Raw genomic sequence first — 17,029 nt, 5'->3', positions numbered from 1 at the left:
CCTGCCTGACGGGCCTTGTCTGCGCTGCCGTTAGGCTCGGTCGCCATGAGCGAGTCGACCGGACCGGGGGAGCGCCTGCTGCGCGTGCGTCTGGACCTCGCCTACGACGGCACGGCCTTCTCCGGCTGGGCCGCCCAGCCGGCGCTGCGCACCGTCCAGGGTGAGCTCTCCGCCGCCCTGACCACGGTGCTGCGCAGCCCGGAGCCGGTCCGGGTGACGGTGGCCGGTCGCACCGACGCCGGGGTCCATGCGCGCGGCCAGGTGGCCCACGTCGACCTGCTGGAGGGGGCCTGGCGGTCGATGCCCGGCCGGTCGGGCCGCGAGCCTGGTGAGGCGCTCGTGAGCCGTCTGGGCGGCATCCTGGCACCCGACATCGTCGTGCGCCGGGCTCAGCCGGCGCCGGAGGGGTTCGACGCGCGCTTCTCCGCCGCGGAGCGACGCTACCTCTACCGCATCGCCGACCCGGCCGCCCTGCGCGACCCCCTGCGTCGCCACGACACGGTGTGGTGGCGGCGTGACCTCGACCTCGAGTCCCTTCACGCGGCGTCGGGGGCACTGGTCGGCCTGCGCGACTTCGCGGCCTTCTGCAAGCAGCGCGAGGGCGCCACGACCGTGCGCACCCTGCTCGACTTCTCCTGGGTCAGGCTGCCCGACGGCGTCCTCGCTGCCACCGTGCGGGCCGACGCGTTCTGCCACTCCATGGTCCGGTCCCTGGTCGGTGCCGTCGTGCCGGTGGGCGAGGGGCGCCGGCCCCTCGACTGGCCCCGGTCGCTGCAGGACCGCGCCGAGCGCACGGCCGGCATCCACGTCATGCCCCCGCACGGGCTGAGCCTTGAGGAGGTCGTCTACCCCGACGAGTCGGAGCTGGCCGCCCGAGCGCTGGTCACGCGGGCCCGCCGTGAGCCGGCCTGACGGGCAGCCCCTCCGGCCGGGGGCCGCCACATTGACGTGGCGCCTGTGGTTGGATCGTCCGCATGAGGGCCCGCTCGATCCGCATCGTCTCGGTCGGGCTCCTGACGTGCGCCTTCGTGCTGGGCGGGTGCTCCAAGGCCACCCCGGAACGTCCACCGCGGTCCAGCTCGTCGACCTCCGGCTCGGCGACCACCGGCTCGTCCGCCTCCAGTCCTGCGGCGGCCCAGTCGGGTGACGAGCTGCTGGCGCGTTCGGGCAGCTTCACCGTGGTGCCGCCGGAGGGCTGGACCGAGGCCCCCGACAAGGCGAACGCCATCCCCGACGTCGACCTCGTGCTGCTGTCGTCGAGGAAGGTCGACGCCTTCGCCAACAACCTCGTGGTCACCGCGACCAAGGGCGACCCGTCGGTGCTCCAGGACGAGCTGGCCAAGGGCCGCGCCCAGCTGTCGGCAGCCGGGCGTGCGGTCTCCTCGGCCCCGGAAAGGGCCGTCGCCGGCACCACTGCGGTCGGTTTCACGACGACCTTCGAGCAGCAGGGGATCAAGGTCGTCGCCCGCTCCTACGGGCTGCTGCGCGGCTGCCGGATCTACCTGCTCACCCTCAGCTCCTCGCAGGGTGACGCCACCCACGCGATGGCCGAGTTCGACGAGCTGCTGTCGACGTGGACGTGGACGTAGGTTAAGCGCGTGACGCCGCCTGCCGGCATACGACAGTCTTGACCCTCGTGGGCCACGTCGATGTCAACTCCGTCTCCTTCAGCCTTCCCGACGGCAGGCCGCTGCTGAACGACGTCTCCCTCCGGGTCGGTGAGGGCGCCAAGATCGCGCTCATCGGGCCCAACGGCACGGGCAAGACCACGCTGACGCGGATCATCGCCGCTGACCTCGCGGCGCACGAGGGCGCGGTGACGAGGTCGGGCGGGCTCGGGGTGATGCGCCAGTTCATCGGCAAGGTGCGCGACGACACGACCGTGCGCGACCTGCTCGTCTCGGTCGCCCCGGACCGCATCCGCGCCGCAGCGCAGGAGATCGACCGCACCGAGCTGCTCATGATGGAACGCGACTCCGAGGACGACCAGATGGCGTACGCCCACGCCCTCGTCGAGTGGGGTGAGGCCGGCGGCTACGAGCAGGAGACGCTCTGGGACCAGTGCACGGTCGCGTCGCTCGGCGTGCCCTACGAGCAGGCCCAGTGGCGCAAGGTGACGACCCTCTCCGGCGGTGAGCAGAAGCGCCTCGTCCTCGAGGCCCTCCTGCGCGGCCCGGAGGAGGTGCTGCTGCTCGACGAGCCGGACAACTACCTCGACGTGCCCACGAAGCGCTGGCTCGAGGAGGCGCTCGTCGCCTCGCCCAAGACGGTGCTGTTCATCAGCCACGACCGCGAGCTCCTCGACCGGGTGGCCACCCGCGTCGCCACGCTCGAGCCCGGAGCTGCCGGAGCCACCCTCTGGGTGCACCCCGGCCGTTTCTCGACGTATGCGCAGGCCAGGGCCGACCGCAACGCGCGACTGGAGGAGCTGCGCCGCCGCTGGGACGAGGAGCACCTCAAGCTCAAGACGCTCGTGCAGACGCTCAAGGTCAAGGCGAAGTTCAACGACGGCATGGCCTCGCGCTACCAGGCGGCGCAGACGCGCCTGGCCAAGTTCGAGCAGGCCGGGCCGCCCGAGGAGACGCCGATGACGCAGTCGGTGAAGATGCGCCTGACCGGCGGTCGCACGGCCAAGCGGGCCATCGTCGCGAAGGACCTCGAGCTCACCGGGCTGATGAAGCCCTTCGATGTCGAGGTCTGGTACGGCGAGCGCGTCGCGATCCTCGGCAGCAACGGGTCGGGCAAGTCGCACTTCCTGCGCCTGCTGGCGTCCGGCGGGACGGACCCGGAGCGCGAGCACCAGCCCGTGGGCGACGTGCAGCCGGCTCCGGTCGAGCACTCCGGCGTCGTCCGGCTCGGGTCGCGGGTGCGGCCCGGATGGTTCGCGCAGACGCACGAGCACGCGTCGCTCCTGGGCCGCACGCTGCTGGAGATCCTGCACCGCGGCGACGAGCACCGGGAGGGCATGCCCCGGGAGCAGGCGGCGCGAGCCCTCGACCGATACGAGCTGGCCCGGTCGGGCGAGCAGCGCTTCGAGTCCCTCTCGGGCGGGCAGCAGGCGCGCTTCCAGATCCTGCTCCTCGAGCTGTCCGGCGCGACCATGCTGCTGCTCGACGAGCCCACCGACAACCTCGACCTCCAGTCAGCCGAGGCGCTCGAGGAGGGGCTCGACCGCTTCGAGGGGACCGTGGTGGCCGTGACCCACGACCGCTGGTTCGCCCGGGGCTTCGACCGCTTCCTCGTCTTCGGCGCCGACGGGCGGGTCTACGAGTCCACCGAGCCGGTCTGGGACGAGGGACGGGTGGTCCGGCCACGCTGAGGCGAGGGTTGGTGAGGCGGAGTAGCGTCGAGCCATGCTGCTGCGCTCCCTCGACACCGGCGTCGTGGCCGCCCCGATGGCCGGTGGACCAACGACCCCCGAGCTCGTCGCCGCCGTCGGGGAGGCCGGCGGCTTCGGCTTCCTCGCCGCCGGCTACCTCACGGCCCCCCAGCTCGCCACGGCGATCGCGGAGGTGTGGGACGCGTCGTCCAAGCCCTTCGGCGTCAACCTGTTCGTGCCGGCCCAGGCGAACGCGTATGCGGTGAGCGACGGCGAGCTGACCGGCGCGGAGCGGGCGGCCGCGGTGGCTGCCTACCGCGAGGCGCTGGGTGACGACGCGCGGTCGGTCGGGGCCGAGCCGGGGGAGCCGCGACCCGGCGACGACGACGACTGGGAGCGCAAGCTGGACCTCGTCGTACGTGAGCGGATTCCTCTGGTGTCGTTCACCTTCGGTCTTCCGAGCGCGGCAGTCCTCGGCGAGCTGCGCCGCGCCGGGATCGAGACCGTGGCCACGGTCACCGATGCGGACGAGGCGGCGGTGGCGATCGCTGCCGGAGTCGACGGCCTGTGCCTCCAGGGCCCGGACGGCGGCGGGCACCGTGGCACCCTCGATCCCGTCAAGCAGCCCTCCGTCGCCGACCTGCTCGACCTCGTCGCCGTGGTCCGGTCGCAGACGGACCTGCCGCTCGTCGCCGCAGGTGGCATCGCGACCCGGGAACGGGCGGCCCAGGTGCGCGCCGCCGGCGCCGACGCGGTCCAGATCGGGACCGCCCTGCTGCTCACCCCCGAGGCGGGGACGGGACTGGCCTACCGGCGGGCGCTGAGCAACCCCGCGTTCGAGCGCACCGCCCTGACCCGGGCCTACTCCGGCCGTCTCGCGCGAGGGCTCGAGACCGACTTCCTGCGCCGGCACGACGGCGCGGCGCCCGCGGCATACCCGGAGGTCCACCACGTCACGGTGCCGCTGCGCCGTGCCTCCGCGCGGGCCGAGCGGCCCGACCTGCTGGCCCTGTGGGCCGGCACGGGATGGCGGTCCGCGCGTGCCGTGCCGGCCGCGACGGTGGTCGCCGAGTTCGCCCCCTGACGCGAAGCGCTGGGCGCCGCGTGTCCGGGGACGAGCCCGTATGCCGTCAGCAACGCCATGCGGCATACGCTCGGCGCATGCCCAGTGCCGAAGGAAACCTCACGTGGGTCCCCGCCTCCGAGCGACCCGACCTGCTCGCACCCCCGGTGACGGCGGCTCTCGCGCTCGTGCCCCACGCACGCGTCGCCGCCATCGACGCCACCCTCGCCGACACGGCAGCCTTCTGCGAGGCCTACGACGTGGCCCCGGAGGCGTCGGCGAACTGCGTCGTCGTCGAGGCCCGGCGGGGTGAGGACACGACGCTTGCCGCGGTGATGGTGCTCGCGACCGACCGGGCCGACATCAACCGGGTCGTGCGCAAGCACCTGGGGGCGCGCAAGATCTCGTTCGCCGACCAGGGGAGGGCCCAGGAGCTCACCGGGATGCAGCAGGGCGGCATCACCCCGGTCGGGCTGCCGGCGGACTGGCCGGTGCTCGTGGACGAGCGGGTCGTGGCCGCCGGGCCGGTCGTCGTCGGCGCCGGCGTGCGCGGCGCCAAGCTGCTGCTCGAGGGTGCCACGCTCGCCGCCCTTCCCACGGCCGAGGTCATCGCCCTCGCCGTGCCGCCAGCAGGCTGACGGCGCTGACGGCGCTGAACCGGGCCTTGCGATGCTGCCGGCTCGGTCAGCCGGCGACGTCCCAGAGCATCTGTGCACGCTCGGTCGGAGTGGTGCCACCCCAGATGCCGAACGTCTCGGGGACCCGAAGCGCGTGGTCGAGGCACTGCTGCTGCACCGGACAGCTGCCACAGACCAGGCGCGCCGCCTCGGTCTGCTCGCGGCGTTCGCGCTGGTCGAGATCGTGGTCGTCGGCGAAGAACTGCTCGACGGCCTTGGTGCGGCAGCGACCCTGCTCCTGCCACGCGTACGAGGAGTAGGTGGGGCGCGGAAGGCGGGTGATCGTCATGGCTTCCTCCGTGGGGTCCGGTCGAGCGATCCGATGCGAACCTACGCAAAACTTATGCGTTGCACAAGAGCCCTGCATAAGTTTAGGATGGCGCGGTCCGATCGGTGCTGGAGCGGCCCATGACGGGAATCTCGGGCCGCTCCGCCCGAGCCGGACGCCAGACCCCGAACGGCGATGATCGACATGAACCAGCATTCGGCAGCCGCGGCAGCACCACGTCCGCCGGATCCCACCGACCCCGAGCCGGGTGAGCACGTGCCAGATGAGGTGCCCCAGCTGGGCTGGCCCGTCGGCGCCGTGTCCGAGCGGCTCGGTATCGCGGCGCCCACGTTGCGCTCATGGGACCGGCGCCACGGCATCGGGCCCAGCCTGCGCACCGCGGGCAACCACCGGCGCTACACGGAGCTCGACATCCGTCGCGTGCTGCTCATGTCGCGCCTCACGGCGCAGGGGGTGCCGGCCCAGAGTGCCGCGGACACGGTTCTCGCCATGGACTCCGCTTCCATCGCCGACCGGCTGGGCGCCGGGGGTCTGGGCCTCGGGGGCGTCGGCGGCGCCGGCGCCGGCGCCGGCGCTGCCCCCGGGCCATCGCACGCGACCGTCGCTGAAGGGGCCGACGAGCCGGCCGACGATGACGCGGCTGACGTCGTCGAGTCGATCGTGGCCGCGGCCCGGGCGCTCGACACGCGAACCATGGCACAGCTCTACCGCCGGGTCATGCGCCGTTCGGAGGTCGGCAGCGCCTGGGTCGAGGTCTTCGCCCCGGCCCTGCGGCGCGTCGGAGAGCTGTGGCAGGAGGGCCGGATCGGCGTGCAGGCCGAGCACCTGACGAGCGAGCTGCTGCAGTCCGAGCTGCGCGCCGTGGTACGGGCCAACCGGCTGCGCGTCGCCGGCTCGCCCGTGATGCTGGCCAGCGCCGACGACGAGCAGCACCACCTGCCGCTGCTGGCGCTCGAGGCCGAGTTGTCGCGCCACGGGGTGGCCAGCCTGTTCCTGGGCCCTAGAGTGCCGTCCGAGGCGCTCCTCGTCGCACTGCGCGAGTCGCGGTCGCGCGCCGTCTTCCTCTGGGCGTCACTGGCGCGGCCGGGCGCGGAGCCGCTGTGGCGCGACCTCGACGTCGTCGACTGGCCGCTCGACGTGGTCGTCGGCGGTCCCGGCTGGCCCGGGGACATCACGGTGCCCGAGGGGCCGGTGGCGCTGACCCGCGTCACGGACTTCGGCGCCGCCGTGCGAGCCCTGGTGACACCCCGAGGTGTCCGGACCCGCTGATGGGCTGACGGGCTGACGGGCTGAGCAAGATTCCCGCAACTTCCTGAGCGCCGATGCAAGAAATTGCAGTCCTGGGTCTGGCGCGGTGTCCGATATGGGCGCTAGGTTCTCCCCGTTGGTCGCGCGTCCAGACACGGGCGCGAGCGACCGAGCCCACAAAGGAGTGCGCATGCGCCGTCGCCCGGCCCTGTCCGTCGCCAGTATCTCGGCCCTCGTCATCGCCGGGCTCGCCCTCCCGCTGACAGGGGCGCCCGCCGCCCGGGCCGACGCCCCGCGCACCGCGACGCTCGTCGGCTCCATGCAGGACGAGCTCGGGTGCAGCGGCGACTGGCAGACCGACTGCACCAAGACGGACCTCATCCTCGAGCCGGGCACGACGACCTATGCCGCCCAGCTCCGGGTGCCGGCCGGCAGCTACGAGCTCAAGGTCGCGATCAACCACAGCTGGGACGAGAGCTACGGCCAGGGCAGCGGCAACGTGCCGCTCGTGCTCGCCGGCCCGGCGACGCTGCGCTTCACCTACGACGACACGACGCACGCCGTCGGCGTCGCACCCACCGACCTCCCGGGACCGGCGACGAAGGCCGACGCCGGCCTGGCGTCCCCGTCGCTGCGTCGGCTCGCGACGAAGGAGCGCTTCTACTTCGTCATGGCCGACCGCTTCGCCAACGGTGACACCGCCAACGACAAGGGCGGACTGACCGGAGGACCGCTCCAGACCGGCTTCGACCCGGCCAACGAGGGCTTCTACCACGGCGGCGACCTCAAGGGTGTCACGACCAAGCTCGACTACATCAAGGGCCTGGGCACCACCGCGATCTGGCTGACGCCGTCGTTCAAGAACCGCGCAGTGCAGGGCAGCGGGTCCGACGCGAGCGCCGGCTACCACGGCTACTGGATCACCGACTTCACGCAGATCGACCCACACCTGGGCACGAACGCCGACATGAAGGCGCTCATCTCCGCCGCCCACGCGAAGGGGATGAAGGTCTACTTCGACATCATCACCAACCACACCGCCGACGTCATCTCCTACGAGGGCGACAAGTACACCTACGTCAGCAAGGCGACGAGCCCCTACAAGGACGCCCAGGGCACCGTCTTCGACGACGCGGCCGTCGCCGGCACGTCGGCGTTCCCCGCCCTCGACCCGAAGACGTCGTTCCCCTACGTGCCGAAGGTGGCCGACGCCGACAAGGAGATCAAGGTCCCGGCCTGGCTCAACGACACGACGCTCTACCACAACCGCGGTGACTCGACGTATGCCGGTGAGTCCGCCACGTACGGCGACTTCTCCGGTCTCGACGACCTCTTCACAGAGAACCCCAAGGTCGTCCACGGCATGGAGGACGTCTACAAGTCCTGGGTCGACTTCGGGGTCGACGGCTTCCGCATCGACACCGTCAAGCACGTCAACATGCAGTTCTGGCAGTCCTTCTCGCCGGCGATCCTCGACCACGCCAAGGCCACCGGGAAGAACAACTTCTTCATGTTCGGCGAGGTCTACGACGGCAACCCCGCCTACACCAGCCAGTTCACGACGAAGGGCGAGCTGCCCGCCACTCTCGACTTCGGCTTCCAGGGTGCCGCGCTCGGCTTCGCCCAGGGCAAGGCGACAACCGGCATCCGCGACCTCTTCGCCGGCGACGACTACTACACCGACACCGACTCCAACGCCTACGAGCTGCCGACCTTCCTCGGCAACCACGACATGGGGCGCGTCGGCGCGATGCTCCTCGCGGGCGGCGCCAAGGGCGGCGACCTGCTGGCCCGCGACCAGCTCGCGACATCGCTGATGTTCCTGACCCGCGGCCAGCCGGTCGTCTACTACGGCGACGAGCAGGGCTTCACCGGCCCGACGAGCGACTTCGGCGACAAACGCGCCCGCCAGGACATGTTCGCCACGCAGACGCCGATCTACCAGGACGACGTCATCGTCGGCAGCGACAAGCCGGCGGGCACCGCGGCGCACTACGACACCAACGCCCCGCTGTACCGGCAGATCAAGGCCCTGTCCGCCCTGCGCGCGGCCAACCCGGCGCTCGCCGACGGCGCCCAGGTGCACCGCTACGCCTCGGACGCGGCCGGCATCTACGCGATCAGCCGCATCGACAAGGCGGCCAAGCGCGAGTACGTCGTCGTCGCCAACAACGCGACGACCGCCAAGACGGCCTCCTTCTCGACCTACTCGGCCGGCTCGAAGCTCGTGCCGCTGCTCGGCGCCACGTCCGACCTGCGCGCTGCCTCCGACGGACGCGTCACGGTGACGGTCCCGCCGCTGTCCGTCGCGGTCTACCGCGCCAACTCCACCATGACGCAGCCGAAGTCGGCTCCGGCGATCTACCCGACGTCGCCCAGCGCAGGCGCCGTCGTCGGTGGTCGCGCCGAGATCGGCGCGGCCCTGCCCGGCAACACGTACGCCGAGGTCACCTTCCTCCAGCGCCCGGTCGGGACGTCCGCCTGGACCCCCATCGGCACCGACGACAACGCCCCGTACCGCGTCTTCCACGACGTGTCCGGCCTCGCCAAGGGCACGCTCGTCGAGTACCGCATGGTCGCCAAGGACATCTCCGGCCACGTGTCGGCCACCTCCACCTACGGCACCGTCGGTGAGGCGGCGGCGTCGAGCGGTGGCGGCGGAGGCGGCGGTGTCGGACCGGTCACCCAGCCCGGCAACGTGAGTGTCCCCGGCAGCCACAACTCCGAGATGGGCTGCCCCGCCGACTGGCAGCCGGACTGCGCCCAGGCACAGCTCGCCCTCGACCCGAAGGACGACGTCTGGAAGGGCTCCTTCGCCACGATCCCGGCGGGCGACTACGAGTACAAGGCCGCGATCGACAAGTCGTGGGACGAGAACTACGGGGTGGGCGGCGTCAAGGGCGCCGGGAACATCGCCTACACCGCGCCTGCCGGCAAGCCCGTCAACTTCTACTACGACCACCGCACCCACTGGGTGACGAGTGACGCCCAGGGCCCGATCATCACGGCGCCCGGCAGCTTCCAGAGCAAGCTCGGCTGCCCCGGCGACTGGGCGCCCGACTGCATGCGCTCGTGGCTGCAGGACCCCGACGGCGACGGTACGTACGTCTTCACCACCGACCAGATCCCTGCCGGCAGCTACGAGTTCAAGATCGCGCACGGGCTCGGCTGGGACGAGAACTACGGTGCCGGTGGCGCCGCGGGCGGTGCCAACGTCGCCTTCTCGGTGCCCTCAGACGGCGTGCTGACGACCATCACGTACGTCCTGTCCACCCACGCGATCACCGTCAAGACCTCCAAGGCCGGCGCGGCGCCGGACCTGGGCAAGTCAAAGGCCTACGTCGTCGGACCCGACCTCGTGGCGTGGCCGTCGTCCGCCCTGCCTGCGGGCACCGACCCCGCGACGCTGGGCTGGCGCCTGCACTGGTCGGCCACCGGCGACCTCGCCGTCGACGCGGAGGCCCTCACGGGAGGCTCCGTCGCGACCCTCACCCGTGACCCTGCGGGCCTCCCGGCCTCGCTCCTGGCTGCCCACCCCGAGCTGACCGGCTATGTCGCGCTGCGTCTGGGCAAGGCGACGGCGCGCGCGATGCCCGAGATCCTCAAAGGCCAGGTCGCCGTGGCGATGTACGACTCGAGCGGCTCGCTCCTCGACGCGACGGGCGCCCAGACGGCGATCGCGCTCGACGCGCTGTATGCCGCCTCGGCCCGCAACGGCTCCTACGGCGTCACCTTCTCCGGCTCGGGCCGGGTCGGCTTCTCGCTGTGGGCTCCCACGGCCCAGCAGGTGACCCTGCTGACGTGGCCGGCGGGCAGCGCCGACCAGCCGGTCGACACCGCTCGCCGTACGGCGATGACGCGGGACGGATCGGGAGCCTGGACCGCCTCGCTCGCGTCCTCGGCCCGCAACGCCCGCTACCTCTACGAGGTGACGGTGTGGGCGCCGACGACCGGCAAGGTGGAGACCAACGTCGTCACCGACCCGAGCTCGGTGGCCCTGACCCTGAACTCGACCCGGTCGGTCGCGGTCGACCTGCGCGACCCTGCGTTCATGCCGTCGACGTGGCGCTCGACCCCGTCGCCGAAGCTGGCCCAGGACGTCGACTCGACGATCTACGAGCTGCACATCCGCGACTACTCCGTCTCCGACGCGAAGGTCCCGGCCGCCCAGCGGGGCAGCTACCTCGCCTTCGCCGCCGACGGTGACGGTCGCGCCCACCTCAAGGCACTGGCCAAGGCGGGGCTCAACACGGTGCACCTGCTGCCGAGCTTCGACATCGCCTCGATCGAGGAGGACCCGGCCAAGCAGGAGACGCCCAAGTGCGACCTTGCCTCCTACGCGCCCGACAGCGAGGAGCAGCAGAAGTGCGTGGGTGCCGTCGCGTCCAAGGACGCCTTCAACTGGGGCTACGACCCGTACCACTACAGCGTGCCCGACGGTTCGTACGCCTCCAGCGCCAAGGCTGCTGACGGAGGAGCACGTGTCGCCGAGTTCCGCACGATGGTCGGCGCCATCCACCAGGACGGCCTGCGCGTCGTACTCGACCAGGTCTTCAACCACACGACCCAGTCGGGTCAGGGCGAGAAGTCCGTGCTCGACAAGATCGTGCCCGGCTACTACCACCGCCTCAACGCGAGCGGCGCGGTCGAGACCTCGACCTGCTGCCAGAACGTCGCCACCGAGCACGCGATGGGCGAGAAGCTCATGGTCGACTCGGTCGTGTCGTGGGCGCGCAACTACCACGTGGACGGCTTCCGCTTCGACCTCATGGGTCACGCCAGCCGGGCCAACATGCTCGCCGTGCGTGCCGCTCTCGACGCCCTGACTCTGCAGAAGGACGGCGTCGACGGCAAGTCCATGTACCTCTACGGCGAGGGCTGGAACTTCGGCGAGGTGGCGAACAACAAGCTGTTCGTGCAGGCGACGCAGGGCCAGCTGGGCGGAACCGGCATCGGCACCTTCTCCGACCGGCTACGTGACGCCGTACGCGGCGGTGGCCCCTTCGACGAGGACCCGCGCCGCCAGGGCTTCGGCTCCGGTGAGGCGACCGACCCCAACGGGGCGGCCGTGAACACCGACGCCGCAAGCCGCCTGGGCAGCGACACCGATCTCGTCGAGCTGGGCCTCGCCGGAAACCTCAAGTCGTTCACGTTCCGCAGCCAGAAGAGCGGAGCCGTCGTCAACGGCACGCAGGTGGACTACAACGGTTCGCCGGCGGGCTACGCCGACCAGCCGGACGAGGTCGTCAGCTACGTCGACGCGCACGACAACGAGACGCTCTTCGACTCGCTGACGTACAAGCTGCCGGTCGCCACCTCGATGCAGGACCGGGTGCGCATGAACACCCTGTCCCTGGCGACGACCGCCCTCGCGCAGACGCCGTCGTTCTGGCACGCAGGTGCCGACCTGCTGCGCAGCAAGTCGCTCAACCGCGACTCCTACGACAGCGGCGACTGGTTCAACCGTCTTGACTGGACCGGCGCTGACAACGGCTTCGGTCACGGCCTGCCCCCGCAGGAGCAGAACTCGGCGAAGTGGCCGTACATGAAGCCGCTGCTCGGCAACGCGGCCCTGAAGCCGACGGCGGCGGACGTGCGCAGTGCCGACGCCATGGCGCAGGACCTGCTGCGACTTCGCCTCAGCACCAAGCTGTTCCGTCTCGGCAACGCCGATGCCATCAACGCCAAGGTCACCTTCCCGGTGTCCGGCACGGCGGACGCGAAGCAGGGCGTCATCGTGATGCGCATCGACGACACGAAGGGCGCCGACGTGGACCCGGCACTGCGCGGCGCGGTCGTCGTCCTCAACGCGACGCCGAACGTTGTCTCGCAGAAGGTGGCGGGGCTGACGGGCCAGGTTGCGCTGAGCCCGGTGCAGGCGGGCGGCGCCGACAGCGTCGTCAAGCAGGCGGCATACGACCCGGGAAGCAGCACGTTCTCGGTGCCGGCGCGTACGGTCGCTGTCTTCGTCCAGCCGAACTGAGCCTGGTCGCCTGACCTGAAGGCCGGTCCCCGCCTCGTGCGGGGACCGGCCTTCGCCGTGAGGTGGCGGTCTGCCGGCGCGGACGACCCCGGCATAGGTTGGACGGGTGACTGTGACTCCTGACATGACCTACCGACAGCTCGGCGACAGCGGCCTGACCGTCTCCACGGTCGGCCTGGGCTGCAACAACTTCGGGCGACGCCTCGACCAGGAGGGCACGACGGCCGTCGTCGGTGCGGCGATCGATGCCGGCGTCACGCTCTTCGACACGGCTGACATCTACGGCTTGGGCGCCAGCGAGGAGCTGCTCGGGGCGGCTCTGGGCAGGCAGCGCGAGAACGTCGTGGTGGCAACGAAGTTCGGCATGGACATGCGAGGCGCCAACGGACCGGACTGGGGCGTGCGCGGCTCCCGGCGCTACATCCGCACCGCCGTCGAGGCGAGCCTGCGGCGGCTCGGCACCGACTGGATCGACCTCTACCAGCTGCACCGACCCGACCCGCACACCCCGATCGGGGAGACGCTGGCGGCGCTCGACGAGCTCGTGCGGGAGGGGAAGGTGCGCTACATCGGCAGCAGCAACCTCACCGGCTGGCAGGTCGTCGACGCCGACTGGACCGCGCGCCGCGCCGGCACCGAGCGCTTCGTCTCGGCGCAGAACGAGTACTCCCTGCTCGAGCGTGATGTCGAGGACGAGCTCGTGCCCGCCTGCGAGCATGTCGGGGTCGGTCTGCTGCCCTTCTTCCCGCTCGCCTCCGGGCTGCTGACCGGCAAGTACCGTCGTGGCCAGGCGGCACCCGAGGGCTCGCGCCTCGCGTCGATGAGCGAGCGGCTCGACGCCGCGGACTGGGACACCATCGAGAGCCTCGAGGGGTATGCCGCCGAGCGCGGTCTGCGGCCCATCGACGTGGCCATCGGCGGGCTCGCGGCGCAGCCGGCGGTGGCCTCGGTGATCGCTGGAGCCACGACGCCGGAGCAGGTGCTCGACAACGTGCGCGCCGGCTCCTGGCAGCCGAGCATCTCGGACCTCGCCGCCCTGGACGAGATCACCCAGCAGCCCTGACCCCCAGCACGCCGACCGAGTCTCGCACGGTCACCTCGCCACGGGTGGGACCACTGCAGGGGTGACCGCGCGAGTGGTGGCGTAACGCTTCTCGGCGCGCCGGGCCCCGCGGTAGAACCACGCACCGGCGATGCTGAAGGCACCCGCCGTGACCATGGCGACCTGGGTCGACGTGCGCTCGGCCAGCAGGCCGAGCAGGGGAGCGGCGACGCCGAAGGCGACCGAGGCGACCATGGAGTTCATCGACAGCACCGTGGCACGGTTGTGCGCCCTCGCCTCGCGGTGCAGCAGGGCCGAGTGCATCGGACCGGCCGACCCGTGCAGCAGGTACGTGACGCCGTAGGCCGCGACGAGCGCGGCGGGCCCCGCGACCAGTCCCATGACGACCGCACCGACCCCGTTGAGGATGCGCGCGAGAACCGCGGTCCGGGCCACACCGATACGCCGGCTCGACCACCCGCCCAGCGCGGCGCCGACGGCGAAGACCGCCCAGCCCGCCGCGGCGACGGGCCCCATGATGGCGCCGGCGCGCTCCTCGCCGCCCGCCAGCTCGGCGAGTCGGATGGGTTGAAACGTCTCGAAGACGATCATCGCGACCGACCAGAAGAGCTCGACGGCGATGATGCCGCGCAGGACGGCGTTGGCGCGCAGCATGCCCAGGCCCTCAAGGATCACGACGGGGGAGCCCTTTGCCGAGGCCAGGGCGCGCTGGGCGCCCGTGGTGTCGAGGTGCTCGGCAGAGCGTGGCTCCCGCAGCAGCACGAGCACCGCGACGAGGTGCACGACGTTGAGCGTGACGAAGACGGCGACCGGCAGCACGAGCGCGGAGGCGCCGGTGAAGGGGTGCCACCACACGAGGCCGCCGGAGATCACGGCCCCGGTGGCGATGCCGACGCCGAGCACGGTCCCTTGGGCGGCCAGCGCGCCATCCACGTCGGCGCCCGGCGCTGTCGTATGCACCGTGTCGACGAACCACGCCTCGAGCGGCCCCGAGTCGAGGGCACGGAAGATCCCCGTCAGCACCGCGGCGAGCAGGAACGCCCAGAAGGAGTGCGCGACGAGCAAGATGCTGCTCGCGACGACGTTGACGACGGCCGAGACGACGAAGACGGGCCGGCGCCCGAACGCGTCGGCGAAGCCGCTCGTCGGCAGCTCCAGCACGAAGATCGTCAGCCCGGTGGCCGAGGAGATGGTCATCGCCTGGGCGACCGACAGGCCACGCTCGAGCTGCCACAGTGTCAGCAGGCCGACGACCAGGCCCACCGGGAACCAGCGGGTGAATGTCAGCGCGAGGAAGACGCGGCGGGCGGCGGCGGGGGACAGGACGGCATGCGACTGCGGGCGGTTCATCGTGTCGACCCGTGGGAGGTGTCGGTCGGCGGGCGGTCCAGGTCGAGCGGATAGGCGAAGGCGTAGACCGCGATGCGGCGGGCCTGCGGGTTGCCCTGGCCCACACGGCGGTAGCGCTCGATGAGGTCCCACATCTCCTCGCGCATCGCCTCGAGCGACTCGGCGGTGACGAGCACGGAGGCGTCGGTCGAGCCGCACGCGTCCTGCCACGCGGTGGGCCAGGTGGTCGAGACGTCGAGCCACTTGTCGTACTGCTCGCTGAAGTGGCGGGCGTAGTCGCGGGTCAGCCAGTTCAGGGCGGTCTCCGAGTCCTCGTCGCCCTCGAAGTCGCTCGGGTGCCACGAGTGGTACTCCGAGCTCGCCCGCCACAAGCGGCGCTTGCCCTCGCCCTCCTCGGTGTCGTGGACGAGCCCGACCGACTCGAGCCTGCGCAGGTGGTAGCTCGTGGCGCCGGAGTTCGTGCCCAGCGCAGCCGCGAGGTCAGTGGCCGTCGCAGGCCCGCCGCGCCGCAGGGCGCCGAGCAGCCGCGAGCGCAGGGGGTGGGCGAGCACGCGCAGGCTCTCGGGCGTGAGCCAGACGTTGTCGTCCTCGGTGGGGGTGGTGGGCGTCGCGGAGGCCGATGGGGAGCTCTTCCTGGGGTCTGATGCAGCCATAGTGTGCACAATAGCTGTGCACAGTCCGTGTGCACAAGAAGTGTGCACGCACGGTCATCATCGACGTCACCGCAGGTCAACGCCTGTTTTGGTGGGTGGTCGGGGGGATTTGGGCGGCGCGCTCTGAGCCCGTACCATGGATGAAGTTGTGCACCGGGCCGTCAGGCGAACCCAGCTCATCCCCAGCGGAGCGAGCGGGCGACGCGGACCGAGCCCAGCGGCATTCACACTGCTCCACCATTTCAAGCGAAGGCAGACTCCATTGCGCACGTACACCCCGAAGCCCGGCGAGGTCACTCGCACGTGGCACGTCATCGACGCGACCGACGTCGTGCTCGGCCGTCTCGCGAGCCAGGCCGCTGTGCTGCTCCGGGGCAAGCACAAGCCGCAGTTCGCGCCGCACGTCGACACCGGTGACTTCGTCATCATCGTCAACGCCGACAAGGTCGCCCTCACCGGCGCCAAGCTCGAGCAGAAGAAGGCCTACCGCCACTCCGGCTTCCCGGGCGGTCTGCGTTCGACGTCCTACACCGAGCTGCTCGCCAAGAGCCCCGAGAAGGCCGTCGAGAAGGCCATCCGCGGCATGCTTCCGAAGAACTCGCTGGCCCGCCAGCAGCTCTCCAAGCTCAAGGTCTACCGCGGTGCCGAGCACCCGCACGCGGCCCAGCAGCCCGTCCCCTTCGAGATCACCCAGGTTGCGCAGTAAGCCTCGCGGCTGCTGCGTAGAAAGCGACAAGACACGTGACTGACATCGTGAACGAGGACGTCCTCGACACCGACGAGCCCGAGCTGACCGAGTACACCAGCGAGTCCTCGGCGTCCGACTCCGCCCTCGGCGAGCCCCGCCGCTCCCGCCAGGTCTCGACCCCCGGCGCTGCCACCGGCCGCCGCAAGCAGGCCATCGCCCGCGTGCGCATCGTCCCCGGCACCGGCGAGTGGAAGATCAACGGCCGCACGCTCGACGCGTACTTCCCCAACAAGGTGCACCAGCAGATCGTCAAGGAGCCCCTGACGCTGCTCGAGCTCGACGGCTCCTACGACGTGCTCGTCCGCGTGCACGGTGGTGGCCCCTCCGGCCAGGCCGGCGCAGTGCGCCTCGGCGTGGCCCGCTCGCTCAACGGCGTGGACGAGGAGCTGAACCGTCCCGCCCTGAAGAAGGCCGGCTTCCTGACGCGTGACCCCCGCGTCCCGGAGCGCAAGAAGGCTGGTCTCAAGAAGGCCCGCAAGGCTCCCCAGTACAGCAAGCGCTGACCGGGCTGCCCCAGCTGGACCCGCGAAGGCCCCCGAGCACCTCTCGGGGGCCTTCGCCGTTCCCCGATGGCGTATGCCGTCCCGCCGGGTTCGTCGGTTTCGTGCCGTCGCAGCCCGCACGGATGGCTCGTCC

13 protein-coding genes are annotated in these 17,029 nt (G+C 71.4%); 10 read left to right on the top strand and 3 right to left on the bottom strand.

Going from position 1 to position 17,029, the window contains the following annotated elements:
• Positions 1-45 precede the first annotated feature (45 nt).
• The 5 genes from truA (at position 46) to AC3WRT_RS03925 (ending at position 5,020) form a co-directional block, all read left to right on the top strand.
• Positions 46-912 (top strand): tRNA pseudouridine(38-40) synthase TruA, encoded by an 867-nt coding sequence (gene truA / locus AC3WRT_RS03945; protein ID WP_492719363.1) that lies wholly within the window; start codon positions 46-48, stop codon positions 910-912.
• Between the two features lie 62 nt (positions 913-974).
• Positions 975-1,589: a hypothetical protein gene (locus AC3WRT_RS03940; protein WP_492719361.1), complete on the top strand. Its 615-nt coding sequence runs from the start codon at positions 975-977 to the stop codon at positions 1,587-1,589.
• A 47-nt stretch (positions 1,590-1,636) separates the two neighbouring features.
• On the top strand, positions 1,637-3,319 hold the full coding sequence (locus AC3WRT_RS03935) for an ABC-F family ATP-binding cassette domain-containing protein (RefSeq protein ID WP_492719359.1): 1,683 nt from the start codon (positions 1,637-1,639) through the stop codon (positions 3,317-3,319).
• Between the two features lie 34 nt (positions 3,320-3,353).
• Positions 3,354-4,403 (top strand): nitronate monooxygenase, encoded by a 1,050-nt coding sequence (locus AC3WRT_RS03930; protein ID WP_492719357.1) that lies wholly within the window; start codon positions 3,354-3,356, stop codon positions 4,401-4,403.
• A 77-nt stretch (positions 4,404-4,480) separates the two neighbouring features.
• A complete protein-coding gene (locus AC3WRT_RS03925) occupies positions 4,481-5,020 on the top strand; it encodes a YbaK/EbsC family protein (protein WP_492719355.1) in 540 nt (179 codons plus the stop codon).
• A gap of 46 nt (positions 5,021-5,066) precedes the next feature.
• On the opposite strand, the gene AC3WRT_RS03920 is transcribed toward AC3WRT_RS03925, so the two are convergent.
• The gene (locus tag AC3WRT_RS03920; protein ID WP_492719353.1) at positions 5,067-5,348 is read right to left on the bottom strand and encodes a WhiB family transcriptional regulator; all 282 of its coding nucleotides are present in this window, start codon (positions 5,346-5,348) and stop codon (positions 5,067-5,069) included.
• 183 nt (positions 5,349-5,531) lie between these two features.
• Here AC3WRT_RS03920 and AC3WRT_RS03915 point away from each other — a divergent pair, with 183 nt between their 5' ends.
• From AC3WRT_RS03915 to AC3WRT_RS03905, 3 genes are all read left to right on the top strand, one after another.
• The gene (locus AC3WRT_RS03915) at positions 5,532-6,617 is read left to right on the top strand and encodes a MerR family transcriptional regulator (RefSeq protein WP_492719351.1); all 1,086 of its coding nucleotides are present in this window, start codon (positions 5,532-5,534) and stop codon (positions 6,615-6,617) included.
• A gap of 169 nt (positions 6,618-6,786) precedes the next feature.
• Positions 6,787-12,579 carry a pullulanase-type alpha-1,6-glucosidase gene (gene pulA / locus AC3WRT_RS03910; RefSeq protein WP_492719349.1) on the top strand — a complete coding sequence of 1,931 codons (5,793 nt, stop codon included), beginning with the start codon at positions 6,787-6,789 and terminating at the stop codon, positions 12,577-12,579.
• Positions 12,580-12,703: 124 nt separating this feature from the next.
• A complete protein-coding gene (locus tag AC3WRT_RS03905) occupies positions 12,704-13,642 on the top strand; it encodes an aldo/keto reductase (protein ID WP_492719347.1) in 939 nt (312 codons plus the stop codon).
• A 30-nt stretch (positions 13,643-13,672) separates the two neighbouring features.
• Here the strand turns inward: AC3WRT_RS03905 and AC3WRT_RS03900 are convergent, their stop codons facing one another.
• The gene (locus tag AC3WRT_RS03900) at positions 13,673-14,992 is read right to left on the bottom strand and encodes an MFS transporter (RefSeq protein ID WP_492719345.1); all 1,320 of its coding nucleotides are present in this window, start codon (positions 14,990-14,992) and stop codon (positions 13,673-13,675) included.
• Positions 14,989-15,645 (bottom strand): winged helix-turn-helix domain-containing protein, encoded by a 657-nt coding sequence (locus AC3WRT_RS03895; RefSeq protein WP_492719343.1) that lies wholly within the window; start codon positions 15,643-15,645, stop codon positions 14,989-14,991. The genes AC3WRT_RS03900 and AC3WRT_RS03895 overlap by 4 nt, the downstream gene beginning before the upstream one ends.
• Before the next feature lie 262 nt (positions 15,646-15,907).
• Here AC3WRT_RS03895 and rplM point away from each other — a divergent pair, with 262 nt between their 5' ends.
• Entirely contained in the window at positions 15,908-16,351 is a 444-nt protein-coding gene (gene rplM, locus AC3WRT_RS03890; protein WP_142181460.1) for a 50S ribosomal protein L13, read from the top strand.
• Positions 16,352-16,386: 35 nt separating this feature from the next.
• Positions 16,387-16,896 carry a 30S ribosomal protein S9 gene (rpsI, locus tag AC3WRT_RS03885; RefSeq protein WP_492719340.1) on the top strand — a complete coding sequence of 170 codons (510 nt, stop codon included), beginning with the start codon at positions 16,387-16,389 and terminating at the stop codon, positions 16,894-16,896.
• Positions 16,897-17,029 lie beyond the last annotated feature (133 nt).

The organism is Terrabacter sp. FW104-15G4B, from assembly GCF_058790095.1.
The sequence above is the reverse complement of the archived record's forward strand: the minus strand, read 5'-3'. Positions and strand labels throughout refer to the sequence as shown.